This is a genomic window from Streptomyces sp. KL2 (genome assembly GCF_046529545.1).
GTDB lineage: Bacteria > Actinomycetota > Actinomycetes > Streptomycetales > Streptomycetaceae > Streptomyces > Streptomyces radiopugnans.
This window is the reverse complement of sequence record NZ_CP127170.1, coordinates 133,778-154,160: the sequence shown is the minus strand read 5'-3', so window position 1 is coordinate 154,160 and position 20,383 is coordinate 133,778. Positions and strand designations below refer to the sequence as shown.

Below are 20,383 nucleotides of genomic sequence, written 5' to 3'. Positions count from 1 at the left end.
GGCGGAAGGCGAGAGTGGTCCCGTCAACCATGACCGTGCACCGGGGCGGCGTACCGCCCCGTCCCGCCACGCGCCCGGCATACGGGCGCCCAGGAGGTCCGGACCATGCGGCACACCCGCGCCCGGCGCGCCCTGCTCGGCGCGCTCACCGCCCTCGCTCTCACCCCGCTCGCCGCCTGCGGGCAGGGCGCCTCCCCGGCCACGCCGTCCCCGTCCGCCACCGCCCCGGATCCGAGCACGGCTCCGAAGCCGACCGCGGCCGCGGAACCGTACGTCCGTGATCTCAGGTCACTGGAGCGCGAGTTCGACGCGCGGCTGGGCGTCTACGCCGTGGACACCGGCACCGGACGGGAGGTGGCCTACAACGACGACGAGCGATTCGCCTACGCCTCCACGTTCAAGGCGCTGGCCGCCGGCGCCGTGCTGCGGAAGTACTCCCCGAGCGGGATGGGGAAGGTGGTCGAGTACTCCGAGGACGACCTCGTCGCCCACTCCCCGGTGACCGGGAAGCGCACCGGAACCGGGATGACCCTGCGTGAACTGTGCGAGGCCGCCGTCCGCTTCAGCGACAACACCGCGGCCAATCTGCTGTTCGACGCGGTGGGCGGGCCCAGGGGACTGGACGCCGTGCTGGAGGAGATCGGTGACGACGTCACCCGGATGGAACGGCGTGAACCGGAACTGAGCCGGTGGGCCCCGGGCGAGACGCGGGACACGAGCACGCCGCGCGCCTTCGCCGGGAACCTGCGCGCGTTCGTCCTCGGGGACGTCCTCGGCGAGGGCGAGCGCGCGCAGCTCGCGGAGTGGCTGCGCACCAACGTCACCGGAGCAGGGCTCATCAGGGCCGGGATGCCCCGGAGCTGGGTGGTCGGCGACAAGACCGGGACCGGCAGCGGCTACGGGGTGCGCAACGACATCGCCGTGGTGTGGCCCCCCGCCGACGCCGCTCCCATCGTCGTGGCGATCATGTCGAACCGCGACGAGGAGGACGCCGGGCACGACGACGAACTGATCGCGAAAGCGGCGTCGGTGGTCGCCGACACGCTGTCGTGACGGCAGGCGGACCAGGGGACCGGCGGGGCGACCGGGCGCCCGCCGCCGTCACCCGGAACGCCCGCCCGACTCGATCGGGCGGGCGAGGTCGGCCGGAGCCATGCGCGCACCCGCTCGTCGTCGGCGGGCGGCGCCGGCCAGGTCCACGTGGTCGGTGCCCGCCCCGGCCCGGCCGGTCACCCTCAGCCGGTGGGTCACGTGACCTCCAGCCCGTGCCCGAGCAGGCGTTCCGGCTCGCGGTCGAGCAGTCTGCCGGGAGCCGCGTCCAGCAGCAGGATCCGCGTCCGCTCCATGTGCGGCGCCCTCTCCTCCGGGTTCCCGGTCCCCCGTGCCGGGGGCCGGCGTGGCGGACGCCGGTGGAGGCGTCCCGGTGCTCCTTCGGTGCCCCTGCCCTCAGTCCGCCGCGCAGGCGGTGCACGCGGCGGCCCGCAGGGGGTCGTAGCGGCGGCCGCACGCGCACCGGGGCCAGCCCAGGCAGGACGGGCACATGGTGTACGGGGCGGCGACGGGAACGCCGCAGGAGCCGTCGCGCCCCTCGCACTCGGGCATGGGCCGGTGGGTGACGGCTTCGGTCGGAGTGCGGTCCGCGGGCGTGGCGGCGGGCGCCTCCCGGTCGCCGCCCTCCTCGGCGGCGGGGCGGGGCCCGGTCCCGAGCCGGCCGGCGCACAGCGGGCAGGGCAGGTCGGGGTTGCCGGGCGTCCAGCCGTCGTCGCAGCGGGCCGGGCAGCCGCCGGGCGCCAGCAGCCATACGGCGACGTGGTCGGGCCGGTGGCCGTCCCGGTGCTCGTCCGCGTCCCGGCTCAGGGGGCGGGAGGCCCAGCCGCCCCACCAGCGGCGGTCGACGCGGGCGGCGAGCTGGGCGACGGTGTGGTATCGCAGTTCGGCGCGGATGGTGTCGACGACGGCGGGAGGGGCGGTGCCTCCGCAGGCGCGGATGACCTTGTCCGGCAGGGCGGCGAGGACGGCGCGGACCGGGTCGGCGGAATCGGGGGCGTTCCGGCAGGTGTCGCACAGGCCGTCCAGCCGGCTCCGGGGGAAGTAGACCCGTTCCCGCCGCGGGGCCCTCTCGCCGGGCTTGCCCGCGCCGTCCGGACTCCGCGGCCCGGACTTTCCGCGGACCGCTGTGTCCCCGGGGCGCGCGGGGAGCGGGGCGTGGCAGGTGCGGCACAGGCCGCGGCAGGCCCGGCACCGGCCGCCCTGGGCGGAGGGGGCGCCGCAGTCGGGGCACTCGCGGCGGCACACGTCGCACAGATGGTCTTCGGGGTGGGGGACGGGCAGGGGGCGGCTTCTGTCCTGGCAGCGCAGGCACTTTCCGGTGTCGATGTCGCAGGGGGTGGGCAGGAGGGGCATGCCGGGGCAGGTGCCGCAGCGTACGGCGACGTGCTCCTCGGTACGGCGAAAGATCATGCCGTGCTCCCGCTCCCGTGGGCTGTGATCGGTCCGGTGCCAGAATGCCACGCCGCACCGACACCGGGTCCGCCTCCGCGTCCGCCGCCGTTCGCCGGGGCCCTCGGCCCCCGCAGGGCGGGCCGCCGCCGCGGGCGCGGGAGATCGACTTTCGCAACCGCGCCGGGTGAGCGAACCTGGAACAGGACGTCCGGGGGACGGGGCCGTATGAGCGCCGGTCCGATCGCCGCGGGGTTTCCGCCGGGCGTCCGCGGCGGTGCGGGCGCCCGTGCCGAGCCCCTCGCCCGCGAGCCGAGGCGGCTCCCCCGCCCCGGGGCACCCGGCCGGGGCGGAGCGGAGGCGAGAGAGGAGCTGCGATGCGACGCGGCGGACCTTCGGTGCTGGGAATCGTGCTGGCCGGCGGAGCGGGCAAGCGGCTGATGCCGCTCACGGCCGACCGGGCCAAGCCCGCGGTCGTCTTCGGCGGAACGTACCGCCTGGTCGACTTCGTGCTGTCCAACCTGGTCAACGGCGACATCCTGCGGATCTGCGTCCTGACCCAGTACAAGTCGCACTCGCTGGACCGGCACATCACCACCACCTGGCGGATGTCGAGTCTGCTGGGCAACTACGTCACACCCGTGCCCGCCCAGCAGCGCCTCGGCCCCCACTGGTACCTGGGCAGCGCCGACGCCATCCTCCAGTCGCTGAACCTGGTCATGGACGAGCGCCCCGACCACATCGCGGTCTTCGGCGCCGACCACGTCTACCGCATGGACCCGCGGCAGATGCTGCGGCAGCACATCGACGGCGGCGCCGGGGTCACCGTCGCCGGCATCCGGGTGCCGCGCGCGGAGTCCTCCGCCTTCGGCGTCATCAAACCCGGCCCGGACGGCCGGACGGTCGAGGGCTTCCTGGAGAAGCCCACCGATCCGCCCGGTCTGGAGGACGATCCCGACTCCGTTCTCGCCTCCATGGGCAACTACGTCTTCACCACCAGGGCGCTGGTGGAGTCCCTCTTCAAGGACGCCGAGGACGAGAACTCCGCGCACGACATGGGCGGCTCCATCCTGCCCATCCTCACCGAGAGCGGCGAGGCGCAGCTGTACGACTTCAGCACCAACCACGTGCCCGGGGAGACCGCCCGCGACCAGGGGTACTGGCGCGACGTGGGCACCCTCGACGCGTACTACGACGCCCACATGGACCTGATCGCCGAGCGCCCGGCCTTCAACCTGTACAACCGCGACTGGCCGGTCTACACCCACTCCAGCCAGCTGTCGCCGGCCCGGTTCAACGCCGGGGGCATCGCGGGCGAGTCCATCGTCAGCGCGGGCTGCCTGATCCGCGGCCAGGTGACCCGCTCGGTCCTCTCGCCCGGCGTGGTGGTGGAGGAGGGAGCGGTCGTGCAGGACTCCGTCCTCCACGACAACGTGCGTGTGGGGCGCGGCGCGATCGTCAGGGGCGCGATCCTGGACAAGCACATAGAGGTGCCCCCCGGCGCCGCGGTCGGGGTCAACGAGCAGCGCGACCGGGAGCTGTACTCCGTCTCGGAGAACGGCGTGGTGGCGCTGGGCAAGGGGCAGCGCGTCCTGTGAGGCGCGCGGTGCCCCGGCCCCGGGGCGGGCGGTTTCGCGCCCGCCCCGGGGCCGGGGCCGGTGGCGGTCAGGCGGTGGTGCCGGTGACCGAGGTCCCGGACTTGGTGACGTGGTAGGTCACCGTCGCCCCGCTCCAGTAGTGGAAGGTGAGCGTCACGCGGGCGCCGTCCCTGACCTCGGCGAAGAAGTCGGACGTCAGGACGGTGGCACCGCCTGCGTAGTCGGGTGCGAACGCGCGGTCGAACTCCTTGTAGGACGTCCAGTCGTGGGGGCCGGCGTTGGTGCCGTCGGCGTACTTGGCCTCCATCGTGGCGAGCCTGTCGCCGCGGAAGTCGGTGGGAACGGCGAAGGACCCCGTCGTACCGGTCGCGTCGCGCAGGACGGGCGTGTCATGGGTGATCAGGTCGATCCGCCAGGGCACGCCGCGTGAGAACCGTGCGTGCAGCACCGCGTTGGTGCCGTAGGCCCGGGAGCCGCTCAGCCGGGTGAGCGCGGCGGCGGTGATGGTGAGCCGGTCGCCCTGGAGGGTGTAGTCCCTGCCGCGCACCAGGTCGGTGGAGCCGTGGCGCAGCCCGGTGAAGTAGGTGCCGTTGAGGTTCAGGGTGAGCGTCTTGCCGGTGACGGCCGCGCTGCGGGCGCTGAAGACCTGGTCGGAGGAGGCGGTGCCGGAGCGGGTCGTCCAGCTGGACCTGATCTGGGCGAACAGCTCAGGGTCGTTCCAGCGGAAGCCGGTGCGCTGGAAGTGCTGGCCGTTGTCCCACAGCATCGTGGTGATGTTCCTGGTGCGGGCGTGGTACCCGAGGAACTCGAAGAACTTCAGCTTCTCGCCCTGCTGGACGGTGCCGGTGTGCCGGTCGAAGCCCAGCAGGCCGTACTCGCCCAGGATCACGGGGACGCCCCGGGCCACGAAGGTGTCGTGGACGCGGTCGAACGCGTCGGTGAGGTCCTTCTGTGCGGTGGCGTCGAAGCGCGTACCGCCCGCGACGTTCACGCTGAAGGGCCAGTAGCCGTAGTAGTGCACGGTCGCGGCGACGCGGGGATCGCCGAGGGCGTCGATGGTGTCGGCCAGTTCGTCCACCCGCGCCTGGTCGGCGGAGGTGTGCAGGGTCGGCAGGACGAGCAGGCGGTCGGTGTTGCCGCCGCCGGACTGGCGCACGATGCGGTGGAACGAGGTGTTGAGCTCGTCCAGCAGCGCCGCGTTCCGGGCGTCGTCCAGGCCGCCGTTGAACTGCGGCTCGTTGATGCTTTCGAACACCAGCCTGGAGGGGTGGTTCCGGAAGGTGCCGGCCAGCTGCTCCCAGATGGCGTTGTAGCGGGCGAGCACACCGGCGCGGTCGGACGGCATGTCCGCGATCCACTGCCAGGAGTCGTGGTGAATGTTGATCATGACATGGAAGCCGTCCGCCAGTGCCCAGTCGACGACCTCCTCGACACGGTCGAGATATTCCGCGTCAAGGGTGTGATCCGGTGCCGGGCCCTGGTGCCGGCCCCATGTCACGGGAATGCGAATGCTCTTGAAGCCCTGTGCCCGGACGTTGTCGAGCAGCGCCTCGGTGATACGGGGATTTCCCCACGATGTCTCGTCGCTGCCGGTGGCGTCGAGGGAGTTGCCGAGATTCCATCCGGGCTGCATCGCGGCGACCTGGGACATCGCGGCACTCGAGGCGCGTTTGTGGTGTCCGGCGTCGGCCGCCGCTTCGGGACTGCCGGCGGCCAGCACGCTCAGCCCGGCGAGCAGCGTGACGACGCCGCTCGTCAGCAGGCCGGCCCACCGGCGGGTCTTCCCCGTTCTGTCACGTAAACCGGACATCGCACTCCTCGTGGTCACATCGCGCGGTGATAAGGAAATGGAGCAGAATGCGGGCGCGTTCGGCCGCGGAGGCCCGCCGGAAATACCGCTCCGTCGCGATGTTCGCAGCGGCGGATCAACGGCGCAAGGGCCGATGCGCGGGCCCGGAGAAAAGGCCCGTCCAGCAATATGGACTTCCGGGCAGGAATCGAGACGTTCGACCACCGGCGTTCGACACGTGATGGACCGTCGAATGGAATTCGACGGCCGGGTCCGGAAAGCGAACCGGCCGGAACCGGGACCGGTGCGAATCCCCGCGGTCCGGCGGGGCGGGGCCCGTCGGCGCTTCACGCCCCGTCCGGCGGCGGCCCCTGGCGTCCCTCCGGGTGCGGACGGGTGGGCGGGGCGACATCGTCGCGGACGAACCGCGCCAGTTCGGCGGCCAGCCGCTCGGGCCGGTCCTCGGGAACGAGGGTGTAGCTGTCGTCGATCTCGACCAGGCGCGAGCGCGGGAAGAGCGCGGCGAGCCGGGGGCCGTGCTCGCGCGGCATCAGCCTGTCCTCGGTGGCCCACACCACGAGGGTCGGGCGGCCGAAGCCGCGCAGACGGCCGGGAAGGGCGCGCAGCTCGGACGCCGAGGGGGTGGAGAGGGCGAACGTGCGCAGGTCGCGCCGTACACCGGGATCGGTCAGTGCCGGGCGGAACCAGGCGTCCATCACCTCGGCGGGGACCGGGCGCTTGCTCATCCAGCCCCAGGCGCCGGGCGCGCGCCGGAACCACCCGAAGCGCTGCAGCTGCATCGCGAGCCACAGGAGTGCGGGGAACCGCGCGCTGCGGGCCACGGCCTTGCCGGGCCTGCCCGGAGGGAAGTTGTCGAACGCCTCGCACGCGACGAGGACCAGGCCGGCGATCCGGTCCGTGGGCCCGTCCGCGATCAGGAACTGGGCGCCGCCCCAGTCGTTGAGCACGAGTACGGCGTCATGGAGGTCGAGCGCCTCGAGCAGCTCGCCGACCATCGAGGCGACGCCGCGGTGTGTGACGAGGTCGGGGCGCGCCATCGGCCGCCGGTGGCTTCCCAGGGGCAGGGTGGGGCAGACACAGCGGTATCCGGGGCCGAGCTCGGCCACGACCTTCCGCCACAGGGTGCCGTCCATGTTCACCCCGTGGAGCAGGACCAGGACGGGCCCGTCTCCCCCGGTGTCGGTGTAGTCGACGGTGCCCGCGGTCAGCGTCACTCGGGGCATGGCCACCTCCTCGGTGTGTACCGCACGGTACACACCGAGGAGGTGCTTCGCCGGTCTTCCCGGCCCGTACGCGTCCCTCGGCCCGGGTTCCTCCACCCGCCCCACCACCGCAGGGCTGGGCGCCGCCCGGCCGGGTGCGGCCGGGCGGCGCCCCCTCCGCGCGGGCGGCTTCCGGGGACGGGACGGGCCCGGCACCCGGGGCGGGGTGCCGGGCCCGTGGCGGCGCCGGGGTCAGGCCGGGCGGATGTTCTCCGCCTGCGGGCCCTTCTGGCCCTGGGTGACGTCGAACTCGACCTTCTGGCCCTCGTGCAGCTCGCGGTAACCCTGGGCCGCGATGTTGGAGTAGTGGGCGAAGACGTCGGGGCCGCCGCCCTCCTGCTCGATGAAACCGAAGCCCTTCTCACTGTTGAACCACTTCACGGTGCCCTTGGCCATGACCGTCTCCTTCTCCTTGGGGACCGGACCCGTCCTGTGGGCCCGGGAGGTGATCGCCCTGGTCCGGAGATGAGCTGAACAGCGAGAACGCCCGTGATCGTGACCACGGGCGAACGAGACTTCGGAACCACGACTGCTGTTCACGACGCTACACCGCACAGCCGGCCACCGCCACCGACACGGCCGGGCATGCCCTGATGGGCCGTACGGACCCGGCCCGCCCGGCGGCACCCCCGGTCAGGGCGGTACCGCCCCGGTGATCAGAATAGGGGGTGGTTAACATATGAGCACCGCCTAGCTCGAAAGATGAACCTGTGACTACCATCGTGGACTCGTTCACCAACTGGAAGAACCGCGAGGAGATCGCGGAGTCGATGATCCCGATCATCGGGAAGCTGCACCGGGAGCGGGACGTCACGATCCTGCTCCACAGCCGCTCCCTGGTGAACAAGTCGGTGGTCAGCATCCTCAAGACCCACCGGTTCGCCCGGCAGATCGCCGGCGAGGAACTCTCGGTCACCGAGACGCTGCCGTTCCTGCAGGCCCTCACCACGCTGGACCTCGGCCCCTCCCAGATCGACATCGGCATGCTCGCCGCGACGTACCGGGCCGACGGGCGCGGGCTGACGGTGGAGGAGTTCACCGCCGAAGCCGTCGCCGGCGCCACGGGCGACAACAAGATCAAGTGCCGCGAGCCGCGCGATGTGGTCCTCTACGGCTTCGGCCGCATCGGCCGCCTCCTCGCCCGCCTGCTCATCGAGAAGACCGGCTCCGGCAACGGCCTGCGGCTGCGCGCCATCGTCGTCCGCAAGGCCGCCGGCCCGGACCTCGTCAAGCGCGCCTCGCTGCTGCGCCGCGACTCCATCCACGGCCAGTTCCAGGGCACGATCACCGTCGACGAGGCGAACAGCAAGATCATCGCCAACGGCAACGAGATCCAGGTGATCTACTCCGACGACCCGACGGCGGTGGACTACACGGCGTACGGCATCAAGAACGCCATCCTCATCGACAACACCGGCAGGTGGCGCGACCGGGAGGGCCTGTCCAAGCACCTGCGCCCCGGTGTCGACAAGGTCGTCCTGACCGCGCCGGGCAAGGGCGACGTCCCCAACATCGTCCACGGCGTCAACCACGAGACGATCAAGCCGGACGAGCGGATCCTGTCCTGCGCCTCCTGCACCACCAACGCGATCGTGCCCCCGCTGAAGGCGATGGCCGACGAGTACGGCGTCCTGCGCGGCCACGTGGAGACCGTCCACTCGTTCACCAACGACCAGAACCTGCTGGACAACTACCACAAGTCCGACCGTCGCGGCCGATCGGCGCCGCTCAACATGGTCATCACCGAGACCGGTGCCGCCTCCGCCGTGGCCAAGGCCCTGCCCGACCTCAAGGCGAAGATCACCGGCAGCTCCATCCGCGTCCCCGTGCCGGACGTCTCGATCGCGATCCTCAACCTGCAACTGGCCCGCGAGACCACCCGCGAGGAGGTCCTCGACTACCTCCGCAACGTGTCGCTGACCTCGCCGCTCAAGCGCCAGATCGACTTCATCAGCGCACCCGACGCGGTCTCCAGCGACTTCATCGGCTCGCGCAACGCCTCGATCGTCGACGCGGGCGCCACCAAGGTCGAGGGCGACAACGCGATCCTCTACCTGTGGTACGACAACGAGTTCGGCTACTCCTGCCAGGTCGTCCGCGTCGTCCAGCACGTCTCCGGCGTCGAGTACCCCACCTACCCCGCCCCGGCGGCCTGACCCCGGCGGTCCGGTTCCCGCACCCCGCCCGCCCGGTCCGGTGACACGGGCGGGCGGGGACCGGAACCCCGGCAGGACGGCGATGCCGGGCAACATCGGCACCGCCATCGCACGGCACAACTACCCCTTCGGCGCCGGCGCCCCGGTGTTCCGCGACAACGTCCCGTGCCGCGGCGGCAGCGGGTCCAACGACAAGACAGTCGCCGTCGCCGTCGCCGTCGCCGTGACCGCTGCCCGCCGGTCCGCCGGCCGGACTGCACCCGCCGCCGGACCGGGTCCTCAGCCGTCCGCGGCGGCCGCCAGCCGCAGATGGGGACGGGCCTCCTCGTCGCGGCCCTGGCGTTCCAGAGTGCGTCCGTACAGCGTCCGTACGTACAGGTCGCCCGGGAACTCCTCGACCAGCGGCTCCAGGGTGGCCCGGGCCCGGTTCAGCTGGGCGGAGGCGAAGTAGGCCCGGGCGGCCAGCAGCCGGACCCCGCGGTCCTCGCCGAACTCCTCCAGCAGCGGACGCAGCATCACCAGGGCGCCCAGCGGGTCGCGCCGGTCCATGAGCGACTCGGCCCACCGCATCCGCTCGACCTCGGAGGGAACGGATCGCTCGCGCTCGCCGCCGCGCAGGAAGTCCGCGATGGCCTCCGGCGGCTGGGCACCCGCCAGTGCCCGGCCGCCCACGACGATGGTGGGCGAGGTGCGCACCCCCCGGGCCTTGCCCTGGAGCAGCAGTTCGCGCACGAGGACCTCGCCCGCCTCTCCGTCCAGCAGCTCCGCGCCGAGGGGGAAGCCGGCCGCCGCGGCCACCTCGCCGAGGACCGCCCGGTCACCGATGTCCAGGCCCTCGACGAAGTTCGCGCGCATCACGCCTTCGGCCACGGCGTCCTGCACGGACGGGCCGCCGTGCTCGTAGGCCAGGGCGATGAGCCGGTGGGCGTCGTGGCTGCTGACGCGCCACTTGGAGCCCCAGGGCGGCCCCAGGCCCTCGCGGGCGGCCACCTGCGAGATCCGCACCCGGTTCCGCGCCGGTGACAGCCCCGGCGCGCAGGCGCGCAGCGCCTCGTCCATGAGGGGGTCGCGCAGTGCTTCCTCCAGCGGAACGGCCCGGGCCGGGGCGGTCGGGTCGATCCGGAAGGGCCGCCAGACGACCTCCGTACCGCTTCGGCCGGCCAGCGCCCGCTCCAGGCGCCGTTTGCCGATGTACGCCCACGCGCAGACGACGTCCGCCCAGATCTCGATTCGCATGCCGGAAGGCTAAGCGACATGAGTCGATTAAGCAACGCGTGTTGTTTACGGGATCCGGGCGTCCGGAGTCGCCGTCCGGTTCCGGGCCTGGGCGCGGACCCGGCCACTGAGCGACACAAGTCGCTTAGGCACCACTTGTCGTCCAGTGGATATGCTGGCGGGCGTGCCGAAGCAGAGGACACCCCCCGCCGACCGTGTGGATCCCCGTGTACTGCGGACCCGCGCCCTGCTCCGGGAGGCGGCGCTGGCGATCGCCGCGGAACGGGATGTCGAATCCATGACCATCGCCGACATCGCGGAACGCGCCACGGTCAACCGCGCGACCGTCTACCAGCACTACCGCGACCGGGACGCCCTGCTCCTGGACGCCATGGAGGAGGAGGTCGGCCGGCTCGCCCGCGCGGCCGCCCGGTGCCCGCTGACGCACCCCGCACAGCGCACCCCGGGCGAACTGGCGGAGCTGTTCCGCCACGTGGAGGCGAACGCGACGCTGTACCGGCGGATGCTCGGGCCCGGGGGGTCCGCGCGCTTCGTCAACCGGCTCAGGGAGCTGCTGGCCGAGGAGGTGGCGGCCCAGCTGGTCCCGGAGAACGGCGGCGGCAGGGACGGGGACGGAGCCGCTCCGCTCCTGGAACTGCGCGCCCACTACCTCGCCGGGGCGTTCGTCGGGGTGTTCACCCGATGGGTCGCCATGCCCGGCAGGCCCGCGGCGGAGCGGGTGGCCGAGGAGGTGTGGAGACTCCTGCGCGGGGCGTCCTCCGACCGCGGGGCCACGGACCCGCCGTAGGCGGGGCCGACGGCGACGCCGCCGGGAAGCGTTCGGCGACCGCTCAGTCCGAAGCCGTGACGGACGATGCGGACAGGCCGGCGGCGGCCGTCTCCTCCCAGGTGAGGGGAGGCCCGCCGAGCTGCGGACGGCGGGGCCCGCGGAGCGCGGCGAGGGGCAGGCGGGGGTCGCCCAGCACGGACACCGGGCGTTCCAGGGAGGTGACGTCGGTGACGCGGCGGGCCACCCAGCCGTTGCCGGTCGCGGTGTGGAGCAGCCGGTCGACGTAGGCGGCCGCGGCCCTGTCGCGGAGGGTGGGGCCGTGCTCGGTGGCGCCCGGATACAGCACGTCCTGGCCGACGGCCAGGAGCCACGCGGTGTCCACCGGTCCGGCCACGGCCCTCTGGACGCGCCGGGCCAGCCCCGGGCTCCCCCAGCCGCGGCGCCTGACCGTGTCCCGCAGGGCGACGGCGCTCTGGGCCGCGGTGGACATCCCGTGCCCGTAGCTGGGGTTGTAGGCCGCCAGGGCGTCGCCGAGGACGGCGAACCCCTCCGGCCAGTGTCGCATCCGCTCGTAGTAGCGGCGGTAGTTGGCGGTGGAACGGGTGAGGGTGACCTCGGTGAGGGGCTCGGCGTGCGCGATGAGCCGGCCGATGATCGGGTGCCGGGGCGCTTCCAGGGCGAAGCCGGTGAAGGCGTCGCCGTCCCCGTCCGGTTCGCCTCCGCGGGTCCCGAACAGGGTGACGATCCAGCGCCCGTCCTCGATCATGACGAGCGAGGCGCCCCGCCCGGGGGCCTGCCGGGGGTCGGCCTGGACGATGACGGTGGGGAAACGTCCCAGCGCGCGTACGGCGGCGGGGGCCCGGAAGACACGGCTGGCGTAGACGAGGCCCGGGTCGATCCTCCGCTCGGCCGGAGCGGGCAGCCCCAGGTCCCGCAGCCACGAGGAGGCGCGGGAGGCGCGGCCGGTGGCGTCGACGACCAGGTCCGCGGTGAGCCTGTCCTCGGTGCCGTCCGCCCGGCGGACGCGGACGCCGGTGACCGCGTCCGCGCCGCCGAGGAGACCCTCGGCCGTGGTGTTCTCCAGGGCGGTGACGCGCTCGTGGCCGAGGACCTGCCGGCGTACGGCCCAGTCGAGCAGCTCACGGCTGCACAGCAGCGTGTGGTGCGACTCCTCCCAGCGGCGGAACCACCCCCGCGGGCTGAGGACGACCATGTCGGTGGGCACCGGCACGTAGTGCGCTCCGCGCCCTCGGAGCAGGTCCGCGGTGCCGGGCAGCAACTCCTCGACGGCCCTCGCGCCGCCGGACCACAGCACATGGGTGTGCCGTGCCTGGGGCAGTCCCCTGCGAGGCCCGGGGCGGTCGGGGAGGGCGTCGCGCTCCACGACGGTGACGGTCGCGAAGTCGGCCAGGGCGCGGGCCGCGAGCATGCCGGCCAGGCTGCCGCCGAGGACTATGGCGGATCTCATGGGGCGGGGGTGTCGTTCCATGCCGTGGGGGCGCTCTCCGGCCTGGCGGCCACGTTGCGGCGGACCGTTTCGACGGTACCGGGGTGGCGCAGTGCCCTGGAGACGGCTTCGATGTCGCGGAGCAGGTTGTCGGGGCTCCTCCACTCGGCGCCCCTGTCCGGGTCCTCCGCCCGGGCGGCGATGGCGGCGACGACGGCCACGGCGCCGGCGACCCCCTCGGCCTCCCGGGGCGCGAACCGCCGGCCGAGCGCCTCCCCGAGCACGGGATCGGGGTCGAGGACCGCCCGGCGGGCCCGGCGGTGCAACTCGTGGTCCAGGTACGGGGCCAGGATGTAGAGGCTGTCCCGTATCTCCTTCTCCCGGATCGTCAGGGACGTGTGGATGTCCGGTTTGCCGACGAGTGTGGAGGGGCCGGCCGGGACGTGCTGCTTCAGCAGCCGGTACAGGGGCAGGAGCCTGCGGTGGCGCAGCCCGGCCCGCCAGAACTCGTGGGCGGCCTGGCCCGCGTGGGGGATCAGGAAGCCCGCGCCGATGACGATGGAACCGGCGGCGCCGAGCAGCGGGGCGGCCTGGGTGCTGAGCCAGTCCAGGTCATGACCGCTCCACCGGCCGATGACCGCGGCGAGCTTGAGCCCGTTGAAGCCGAGGGTGATGATGTAACCGGCGCCCATGAGCAGCAGTCCGGCACGGAGCCAGGCGTCGACGTGGCGCACCCGGTGCTCCCAGGACCGCAGCAGTACGAAGTTCACGATGTCGGCGACGGTGTGGGCCACGATGTAGAGCATGATCATTTCGCGCAGGTACGGCTCGTTGGCGTAGTACGTGTCGAAGTCGCGCAGTCGCTCGACATCGGGGTCGCCGAGCGCGAAGAGCACCCACAGCGCGACGATGACCAGTGAGTACACGACGATGACCGACCGCATCGCGCGGTTGGCCGCCGGGCTGATCCCGTCCCGCCACGCGATGAGCATCAGCAGGCAGCAGGCGCTGAACGCGGTGAGCAGGCTGTAGACCCAGGGCGCCGCGATGTTGGCCACGCCCGCGGTCCGGTTGATCAGGGCGATGCTCTGGGGGGCCGCGGAGGCGAGGACGAGAAAGGCCATGATCAGCAGAAGGCTCACCACGCGGAGCAGCGACTCGTGCCGCGCGCGGATGATCGACCGCATCTTGAGGAACAGGGGCAGCAGCGCCACGGCCGCCGCGAGGTAGTAGATGTGGGGGATGACGTCTTCGGAGGCGTCCACGGGGCCCGGTCGCCTCACCGGGGGCCGAGAGTCGTCCGCAGCCGGGTGACGACCGCGTCGGTACGGGCGGGACGGGGGGCCAGCGGATCGTCCACGAGCCACCTGCGGAAATCCCGGTACAGACGCACGCCGAACGCCTCGGCCTCCCCCTCCTCCCGCGCGTCGCAGTGGCTGCGGGCCGCGGCGCACAGCACCGTGCCGTCACCGAGGCGGTCCGCGGGGGACAGCATGCGGGCGGCGGCGCCGCCTTCCACGTGGCTCAGGTAGCTGCTGTGGCCCTGGTGCAGGTGCCACAGTTCGTGGCCCACGATGATCGGCTTCTGCGGGGCCTCCACCCGGCGTTCGACGAGGATCACGTCCCGCTCCTCCAGGGACAGCATCAGGCCGGTGATGCCGCCCACCTCGCGCGGCAGTTCCTCGACCCTCAGTTCGAGAGGGCGCCCCCGGAGCACGCTCATCTCCCGGCACAGCGCCCGGCACAGCGACTCGGCGTCCGTCGGCACCTCCAGTCCGGGATCGCGGCTGAGGCCGTCCATGAGCCGGCGGGCGAGTTCGTCCATGGCCTTACGGGTACTCCTGCCGATGCCCCTGTGCCCTCTGCCCTCCCTCATCATCGCCCGGGCTCCGAGTCCGCGACGAAGTCGGCGACGAACCTGGCGATGGCCTCCCGCTGAGCACGGGTGAGGGTACGCCCGCCGCCGCGGGCGGCGATCGCCCTGGTGCCGTGCTCCCCGACGAGAGCGGTCAGGGGGTCGGGCTCCCCCCTGGCCGGATCCGACTCCAGCCGGCCCACGAGCGGCCGGAGTTCGCGGGTCAGCGCGTCGCGGGGGGAGTCGGTGAAGAACGTCAGCGGCACCCCGAAGTAGTCGGCCAGCGCGGCGAGGTGCGGCACGTTGGGGCACTTCTCGCCCTGGAGGAGGCTGCGGGCCCAGACACCGGTCACCCCCAGGCCGGCCGCCACCTCGCCGACGATGTCGGCCGGTCGCCTTCCGCTCTCCCTCAGACGCCGCTCGTACAGGAAGTTCACCCGCCGGGGGGCGATCTCCCCCACCTTGCGCTCCCGCACCCTTCCGCCCCTCAGCAGGGTGCGGATCTCCCTCGTGCCGAGGCCGGTGGCGGCGGACAGCTCACCGAGGTCCAGGACGTCGTCGCGGGTGAGCCCTCTGTCCTCGGACAGAGCGTCCAGGCGCTCCAGGACCTCGTCCAGGGAGTTGTGAGAGGCCTCGGCCACCGTGCCCTCCGAACAGTCGTCACCTGATGATAGGTCGAGACTACGGCCTGTGCCGCGGGCAGGGCCATCCCGTGGAACGACCGTTGCAGGACGGATAACTTCCGTTGGCTCCGCGCCACCGCGGCCACGAGCCCGCGGACGCTCCGTCAGCCCGGTGAGAGCACCGGTCCGTCCGCGTCTCGGCGGGCGGTGAGGGTGATCCCGCTGCGGTCGCACCGCACGGACTGCCTGCCCGGGGTGTTCGACAGCACGGTGACACCGGGGGTGCGAGCCCGCTCGGCGGTGGACGCCCGGTCCGCGCCGGGCAGCACCAGACACGCGTAGGCGGCGCCGTCCGGACGCGGCCCGTGGTCGAAGCCGATGTGGAACACCCGCGCCGACAGCCGCTCGGGGGAACCGGTCGTGGTGACGTCCGCCCAGCTGCCGGTGCGGCGCTCCACCCCCGCGCGCAGCGAGCCGTGACCGGACAGCGGCACATAGCCGATGCGGCCGTGGTGCACCCAGCGGGGCCCGTCCGGGTGGGAGCCGACGACCGGCGGGCCCTCCGCGAGCCGCTGGTCGACGGTGGTGAGCACCCGGTGCCCCGCCGACGGGGCGGTGATGCCGGTGCCGAGCGCGACGAAGAGGTCGTCGAAGCAGAACCAGGCCTTCCAGCCGTCCGTGAAACGGTCCGTGCCCGCCAGCCGCATCACGGCGATGCCGTGCCGGCCGTCCGACCAGACGCCGGTGTCCGGCGAGGCGCCACGCTCACCGAGGGGGCGGGGGGAGAGGGCCGCCGGATCGGGGCACTGCTCGGCCGTGACGCCCGGGAGCCGGGCCCAGTCCCACAGGGGCAGAACGGTGCGGTAACCGTCCTCGGAGCCGCCGCCGACCCGGATCGCGGCCACGCCGTCGCCCAGGTGCCGGCCCCGCAGGTTCTCTCCGTTGAGGCTTTCGGTGGGGACGGTGCGGGTGGAGGACATGCGCACCGACACCGACCAGGCGGGCCGGCGGTGCACCAGGTAGTCCGAGCGGGGGTAGGCGCGGCAGCCGACCGGACCGGCCGCTTCGGCGGGAGAGCCGCCTGCCCGCACCGCGGCCAGACGCGCGTCGAACGCGGCCAGCTCCTCCAGCCGGGGCGCGCCGGCGGCCTGCAGCCTGCGGATCACGGTGCGCAGTGCGCCGCCCGCCCGGTGCGCCTCGGCGCGGGTGATCTCGCGGCCCATGGTGGTGAAGTCGAAGCCGTCCCCGTGCACCGCCCACTGCTGGCCGTCCAGGAGGAAGTCGGTGAACAGGCCGACTTCACGCGCGCCGAAGGCCCACGGGGTGCCGCGCACCGCGTGGATCCACAAGGACAGGTCGGCCGCCAGGGAGGCGCCGTAGCCGCCGGAGTACAGCTGCGGTCCGTGCTGGTGGAAGCTGAGGTCCTCCTGGATGCCCTCGCCGTCGGTGGTCCGCAGCACAGCCGACATACGGCGGACGGCGGAAGCGGTCAGCTCGCCGTCGCCGAGCAGGAGGCCGCGGCGCAGCACGATCCCCTGGGCCCAGACGAGGTTCTGCCCGGTCATCTCCACCGGACCCGCGCGATCGGCGAGCCACCGCCCCCAGCGGGCGCGCTGCCGGGCGTCCAGCCGGTCGGCCAGCGCCAGGAGGATGTCACCGGCCAGGCACGGCACGCCGATCTCGTTGTACCACCAGTTGCCGCTGCGGGGGTCGGCCCGGTACCACGCCTCCAGGGCGTTCAGGGCGGCGGCCCGGTGCTCCGGCGAGGGCGGGAGCGCCAGTGCCAGGGTCCGCGACAGATGGTCCAGCGGCGGGAAGTCCGAGCCGTCCGAGCGGTGGGCGTAGTCGACGTCCGGCCAGGTGCCGTCGGGGGCGAGCGAGCCGGCGAGCGCTTCGGCCGCCTCCGGAGCGGCGCCTGCGCCGGTGCCGGTGAGTTCCCGCAGCAGACGGGTCCGGACGGTCTCCACGGGATCCATCCCGCCACGATGCCCTGCCACCGTGCGGCGGGGAAAAGGGTTTTCGGTCCGGGGGCCGCCCGCCCGGATCCGGGGGTACCGGTCCGGGCGGGCGGCGGGGTGTGCCGTTATCCGGCGTAGGTCTCGTACTCGGCGACCCTGGGCGTGCCGGACGAGCCGGTGATCTCGAAGGTGATCTTGCGCAGGGAGGTCTGGGGGAAGGTGATGACGCCCGCCCCGCTGCCGGAGGTGAGGACGGCGCCGGTGTCGTGGTTGACGACCCGCCAGGACCTGATGCTGCCCTCGGAGCCCGCCGCCTCCCGGATGTTGATCTTGGAGACCGTGGTGGCCGAGCCCCACTTGATCGAGACGGAGCCGGTCGAGCCGCTCGGCGACCAGTAGGTGCTCATGTCACCGTCCCGCACGTTGCCGTAGCTCGTTCCGTCGGCCTTGCCGGAGCCGTCGGAGCCGGCTCCGATGCTGAGGTTGGTCCCGCCGGGCCGGGTCGGCGTCGGCGCGGGGTCGGTCGGGGTCGGGGTCGGCGTGGGATCGGCCGGGGTCGGGGTCGGCGCAGGTGTCTGCGGCGAGCAGCTGCCGTCGGACACCTTCAGGCCCTTGCCCGCCCCCGCCGTCTGGCTCACGACGCTCGGCACGCAGTCGGCGCCGTCGAGGCTGTAGGGGTAGGGGATGCCGACGGTGGTGTTGGACTGCGGGTCCGGCCCGGCCGGGTTGTTGTCGCCGCTGCGGCTGGACCAGGTCACGTTGTCGAAGACGTTGCCGCTGACCTGCCAGTAGCCGGCCGCGTCGGTGTAGAAGGTGCCCAGGACGTCCTTGGAGTCCTCGAAGTAGTTGTTGTCCACCTTGGCGCGTGCTCCGGCGCGGGAGTTGATGCCGGACTTGCTGATGCCCACGTAGTGGTTGTTGTAGATGTGGGCCGTGCCGCCGCGCAGCAGGGGGGCGCGGGAGTCGATGTTCTGGTACAGGTTGTGGTGGTAGGTGATGAAGCTGTTGGAGAGGTCGCTCTCGCTGGACCCGACGAGGCCGCCGCGGCCGGAGTTCCGCAGGATGCTGTAGGACAGGGTCACGTACTTGGTGTCGTCCTTCATGTCGAAGAGGCCGTCGAAGCCCTCCGACTCCCCGCCCGACGCCTCCAGGGTGACGTGGTCGACCCAGACGTTGCGGACGCCGCTCTCCATGCCGATGGCGTCACCGCCGTTGGAGGTGGGCGAGCCCGACTTCCTGACGTTCCGGACCGTCACGTTCTGGATGATGATGTTGCTGGCCTCGCGGATGTGGATGCCCAGCTGGTCGAAGACGGCTCCACTGCCGACTCCGACGATCGTGACGTTGCTGATCTGCTTGAGCTCGATCACGCCGTCGGCGGTGTTGCAGCTGCCGCCCGACACCTTGCTGGTGTTGCCGTGGTTGATGGTCCCCTCGACCTGGATGGTGATCGGGGTGCTGCTGCTGGCCCGGTTGCACAGGGCCTGGTGGATCGCGGTTCCCGTGGTGGCCCGGACCGTCTGCCCGCCCTCGCCGCCGGTGGTCCCGCCGTTCTGGGTCGCGTAGCCGGTGGCGCCGCCGGGCGCCGCAGATGCCTCGGGCATCGACAGGACCACGCCCGTCGCGGCCGCGAGTGCCATCGTGGCCAGCCCCGCGTAGAGCCGCGGTGCGACTGTCCGTCTCATTCCGCCTCCCATGTCGTCCTCTAGTGCTCGATACCGTTACTGAATGTCGTGCTCATGTCATAAAACTGCCGAAGGTCGCCGGTCGGCCGCCGGGCGGGCCGGCGGCCGACCCGAAAGCGGGTGCCCTTCCTTTCCGGTGCGGGCCGGTCCGGCCGTTCGCCGCGGCCTTGAGGCCCCCGGGGCGGTCGGCGGTGGCCGCGGGGTCGCCGCGGCCGCGCTCCCGCCCGCTTCGCCGTCCGGCGGTGCGGCCGCCTAAGCCGGCGGCGTGGTCGGCCATTACGGGAGGCCGTCGCCGTCGAAGCCGTGGCGGGCGGCGCGATACGTCTTCATCGAGGCGTATGCCCTTTCACTCCGTGGCGCGTCGACATCCCGGGCGAATTCCCCGTGCCGGATCGAAGGCGCTCATGTGCGAGGTCGTGACGGGTGTCGGGGTGGTCGTCCCCGCCGGAATGGTCCTCACAGATGGGGAAAGCGCTTTCTGTCGGTGAGGATAGGGTGGCCTCTGTTGGAAAGGCAAGGCTCCGTATGGTTGCGGAATACACTCTTCCGTCCCATACGGCGGCTGCCGCTCGCGACCACTGCCGGTCTCCGGGGCCGAGACCCCGTGCGCGGCGGACCCCGCAGGCATGGTGCCGTCATCCGCCTTCCGGGCAGCAGGGCCCGGCACTCGGCCGCGCGCCGGGTTCGGGGACCGGGTCCGACGGCCTGCCTCGGCACGGGTGAGGGATCACCGCGAGGCGGTGGGGGCGGCATGCCGTCATGCCGTCGCGCGGCTGCCGCGTGTCCCTTCCGGGAGGCGGGACTTGACCTGCTCGTTCCGGACGGGAGGTGTCCCGCGAGCGGGTCCCGGAGCGGAACCCGCGGGTGGTGACGGCGTGTCAGCGGCGGAGCGCGGCCAAAGGGCCGTGGCATCCGGCGCGGGATCGCCCGGGCGCGGACCGGCGGGATCCGGTGAGGCCGGTGAGGCCGGTTCCGGGCCAGGGATGGTGGTGCCGCGCAGCCACACCCCGTTCGGGGGGAGGCGTCCGGCAGGGGACCGCCGTCCGGGAGGTCCGTGCCGGTGGGGAGCCCGGCCGGCACGGCAGGGCCGAGGCGCACCGTAGTCCGTGCGGCGCGAGGCGCGCGCCCCGGCACCCGGCGGGGCGTACGGGCGCCGGGGCGGGGCGGGACCGCGAGGGGCCGGCCGCGGGAGACCCCGCCCGCGGTGGAGGGCGTCGTCCGGATCCGGTCGGACGGGCTTCCGGCAAACGTGCGGCGGGGCGGGGCGCCTCACGCCCCGCCCCGCCGCACGACCCTCAGACTCCGGCCGCCCGCCGCAGGCTCAGGGGCCGCATGTCCGTCCACACGCGGTCGATGTGGTCCAGGCACTGCTGCCTGGTTCCGCCGGTGCCCTCGGCGGACCATCCCGCGGGCAGCTCGCGGTCCGCCCGCCAGATGGAGTACTGCTCCTCGTGGTTGCGGACGACCAGGTAGCCGGCCTCGTGGCTGTCGCTCATCGCGTCACGTCCTCTCGCACTCGCTCGGTCCACGGGCACAGCGTGCCCG

The 20,383-nt window shown here is 73.0% G+C and carries 17 protein-coding genes; 4 read left to right on the top strand and 13 right to left on the bottom strand.

Annotation, left to right across the window (positions count from 1 at the left end; all coding sequences use genetic code 11):
• Positions 1 to 105 precede the first annotated feature (105 nt).
• Positions 106 to 1,053 (top strand): class A beta-lactamase, encoded by a 948-nt coding sequence (bla, locus tag QPK52_RS00610; protein ID WP_410534823.1) that lies wholly within the window; start codon positions 106 to 108, stop codon positions 1,051 to 1,053.
• Positions 1,054 to 1,101: 48 nt separating this feature from the next.
• Here bla and QPK52_RS00605 read toward each other — a convergent pair whose 3' ends face one another.
• Complete coding sequence (locus QPK52_RS00605) at positions 1,102 to 1,251, bottom strand: hypothetical protein (RefSeq protein ID WP_410534822.1); 150 nt, start codon at positions 1,249 to 1,251, stop codon at positions 1,102 to 1,104.
• A 195-nt stretch (positions 1,252 to 1,446) separates the two neighbouring features.
• Positions 1,447 to 2,460, bottom strand: coding sequence for a hypothetical protein (locus tag QPK52_RS00600; RefSeq protein ID WP_410534821.1), 1,014 nt, complete (start codon positions 2,458 to 2,460; stop codon positions 1,447 to 1,449).
• Between the two features lie 356 nt (positions 2,461 to 2,816).
• On the opposite strand from QPK52_RS00600, the gene glgC reads away from it, so the two are divergent.
• Positions 2,817 to 4,037: a glucose-1-phosphate adenylyltransferase gene (gene glgC, locus QPK52_RS00595; protein WP_410534820.1), complete on the top strand. Its 1,221-nt coding sequence runs from the start codon at positions 2,817 to 2,819 to the stop codon at positions 4,035 to 4,037.
• 67 nt (positions 4,038 to 4,104) lie between these two features.
• On the opposite strand, the gene QPK52_RS00590 is transcribed toward glgC, so the two are convergent.
• From QPK52_RS00590 to QPK52_RS00580, 3 genes are all read right to left on the bottom strand, one after another.
• On the bottom strand, positions 4,105 to 5,847 hold the full coding sequence (locus tag QPK52_RS00590; RefSeq protein WP_410534818.1) for a cellulase family glycosylhydrolase: 1,743 nt from the start codon (positions 5,845 to 5,847) through the stop codon (positions 4,105 to 4,107).
• Between the two features lie 326 nt (positions 5,848 to 6,173).
• Positions 6,174 to 7,070 (bottom strand): alpha/beta fold hydrolase, encoded by an 897-nt coding sequence (locus tag QPK52_RS00585; protein ID WP_410534817.1) that lies wholly within the window; start codon positions 7,068 to 7,070, stop codon positions 6,174 to 6,176.
• A gap of 231 nt (positions 7,071 to 7,301) precedes the next feature.
• A complete protein-coding gene (locus tag QPK52_RS00580; RefSeq protein WP_093658049.1) occupies positions 7,302 to 7,505 on the bottom strand; it encodes a cold-shock protein in 204 nt (67 codons plus the stop codon).
• A gap of 314 nt (positions 7,506 to 7,819) precedes the next feature.
• Between QPK52_RS00580 and QPK52_RS00575 the strand changes: the two genes are divergently transcribed.
• Entirely contained in the window at positions 7,820 to 9,265 is a 1,446-nt protein-coding gene (locus QPK52_RS00575; RefSeq protein WP_410534816.1) for a glyceraldehyde-3-phosphate dehydrogenase, read from the top strand.
• 279 nt (positions 9,266 to 9,544) lie between these two features.
• On the opposite strand, the gene QPK52_RS00570 is transcribed toward QPK52_RS00575, so the two are convergent.
• Positions 9,545 to 10,501: a DsbA family protein gene (locus tag QPK52_RS00570; RefSeq protein ID WP_410534815.1), complete on the bottom strand. Its 957-nt coding sequence runs from the start codon at positions 10,499 to 10,501 to the stop codon at positions 9,545 to 9,547.
• A gap of 163 nt (positions 10,502 to 10,664) precedes the next feature.
• Between QPK52_RS00570 and QPK52_RS00565 the strand changes: the two genes are divergently transcribed.
• Positions 10,665 to 11,288 carry a TetR/AcrR family transcriptional regulator gene (locus tag QPK52_RS00565; RefSeq protein ID WP_410534814.1) on the top strand — a complete coding sequence of 208 codons (624 nt, stop codon included), beginning with the start codon at positions 10,665 to 10,667 and terminating at the stop codon, positions 11,286 to 11,288.
• Between the two features lie 43 nt (positions 11,289 to 11,331).
• Here QPK52_RS00565 and QPK52_RS00560 read toward each other — a convergent pair whose 3' ends face one another.
• The 7 genes from QPK52_RS00560 to QPK52_RS00530 all read right to left on the bottom strand — a co-directional run bounded on the left by QPK52_RS00560 (position 11,332) and on the right by QPK52_RS00530 (position 20,334).
• The gene (locus tag QPK52_RS00560; protein WP_410534813.1) at positions 11,332 to 12,738 is read right to left on the bottom strand and encodes an FAD-dependent oxidoreductase; all 1,407 of its coding nucleotides are present in this window, start codon (positions 12,736 to 12,738) and stop codon (positions 11,332 to 11,334) included.
• Entirely contained in the window at positions 12,735 to 13,982 is a 1,248-nt protein-coding gene (locus QPK52_RS00555; protein ID WP_410534812.1) for an MAB_1171c family putative transporter, read from the bottom strand. The genes QPK52_RS00560 and QPK52_RS00555 overlap by 4 nt, the downstream gene beginning before the upstream one ends.
• Before the next feature lie 14 nt (positions 13,983 to 13,996).
• The gene (locus QPK52_RS00550; RefSeq protein WP_410534811.1) at positions 13,997 to 14,542 is read right to left on the bottom strand and encodes a toxin-antitoxin system, toxin component; all 546 of its coding nucleotides are present in this window, start codon (positions 14,540 to 14,542) and stop codon (positions 13,997 to 13,999) included.
• 50 nt (positions 14,543 to 14,592) lie between these two features.
• Entirely contained in the window at positions 14,593 to 15,213 is a 621-nt protein-coding gene (locus tag QPK52_RS00545; protein ID WP_410534809.1) for a transcriptional regulator, read from the bottom strand.
• Between the two features lie 146 nt (positions 15,214 to 15,359).
• On the bottom strand, positions 15,360 to 17,171 hold the full coding sequence (locus QPK52_RS00540; protein WP_410534808.1) for a polysaccharide lyase family 8 super-sandwich domain-containing protein: 1,812 nt from the start codon (positions 17,169 to 17,171) through the stop codon (positions 15,360 to 15,362).
• A gap of 107 nt (positions 17,172 to 17,278) precedes the next feature.
• The gene (locus QPK52_RS00535; RefSeq protein WP_410534807.1) at positions 17,279 to 18,838 is read right to left on the bottom strand and encodes a polysaccharide lyase family 1 protein; all 1,560 of its coding nucleotides are present in this window, start codon (positions 18,836 to 18,838) and stop codon (positions 17,279 to 17,281) included.
• A 1,295-nt stretch (positions 18,839 to 20,133) separates the two neighbouring features.
• Entirely contained in the window at positions 20,134 to 20,334 is a 201-nt protein-coding gene (locus QPK52_RS00530) for an MbtH family protein (RefSeq protein ID WP_093658027.1), read from the bottom strand.
• Between the last annotated feature and the right edge of the window lie 49 nt (positions 20,335 to 20,383).

Bases quoted from the DNA above. Each gene is read 5' to 3' on its own strand.
- bla (WP_410534823.1), top strand. From the start codon at position 106: ATGCGGCACACCCGCGCCCGGCGCGCCCTGCTCGGCGCGCTCACCGCC.
- QPK52_RS00600 (WP_410534821.1), bottom strand. From the start codon at position 2,460: ATGATCTTTCGCCGTACCGAGGAGCACGTCGCCGTACGCTGCGGCACC.
- glgC (WP_410534820.1), top strand. From the start codon at position 2,817: ATGCGACGCGGCGGACCTTCGGTGCTGGGAATCGTGCTGGCCGGCGGA.
- QPK52_RS00590 (WP_410534818.1), bottom strand. From the start codon at position 5,847: ATGTCCGGTTTACGTGACAGAACGGGGAAGACCCGCCGGTGGGCCGGC.
- QPK52_RS00585 (WP_410534817.1), bottom strand. From the start codon at position 7,070: ATGCCCCGAGTGACGCTGACCGCGGGCACCGTCGACTACACCGACACC.
- QPK52_RS00580 (WP_093658049.1), bottom strand. From the start codon at position 7,505: ATGGCCAAGGGCACCGTGAAGTGGTTCAACAGTGAGAAGGGCTTCGGT.
- QPK52_RS00570 (WP_410534815.1), bottom strand. From the start codon at position 10,501: ATGCGAATCGAGATCTGGGCGGACGTCGTCTGCGCGTGGGCGTACATC.
- QPK52_RS00560 (WP_410534813.1), bottom strand. From the start codon at position 12,738: ATGAGATCCGCCATAGTCCTCGGCGGCAGCCTGGCCGGCATGCTCGCG.
- QPK52_RS00550 (WP_410534811.1), bottom strand. From the start codon at position 14,542: ATGGACGAACTCGCCCGCCGGCTCATGGACGGCCTCAGCCGCGATCCC.
- QPK52_RS00540 (WP_410534808.1), bottom strand. From the start codon at position 17,171: ATGGATCCCGTGGAGACCGTCCGGACCCGTCTGCTGCGGGAACTCACC.
- QPK52_RS00535 (WP_410534807.1), bottom strand. From the start codon at position 18,838: ATGAGACGGACAGTCGCACCGCGGCTCTACGCGGGGCTGGCCACGATG.
- QPK52_RS00530 (WP_093658027.1), bottom strand. From the start codon at position 20,334: ATGAGCGACAGCCACGAGGCCGGCTACCTGGTCGTCCGCAACCACGAG.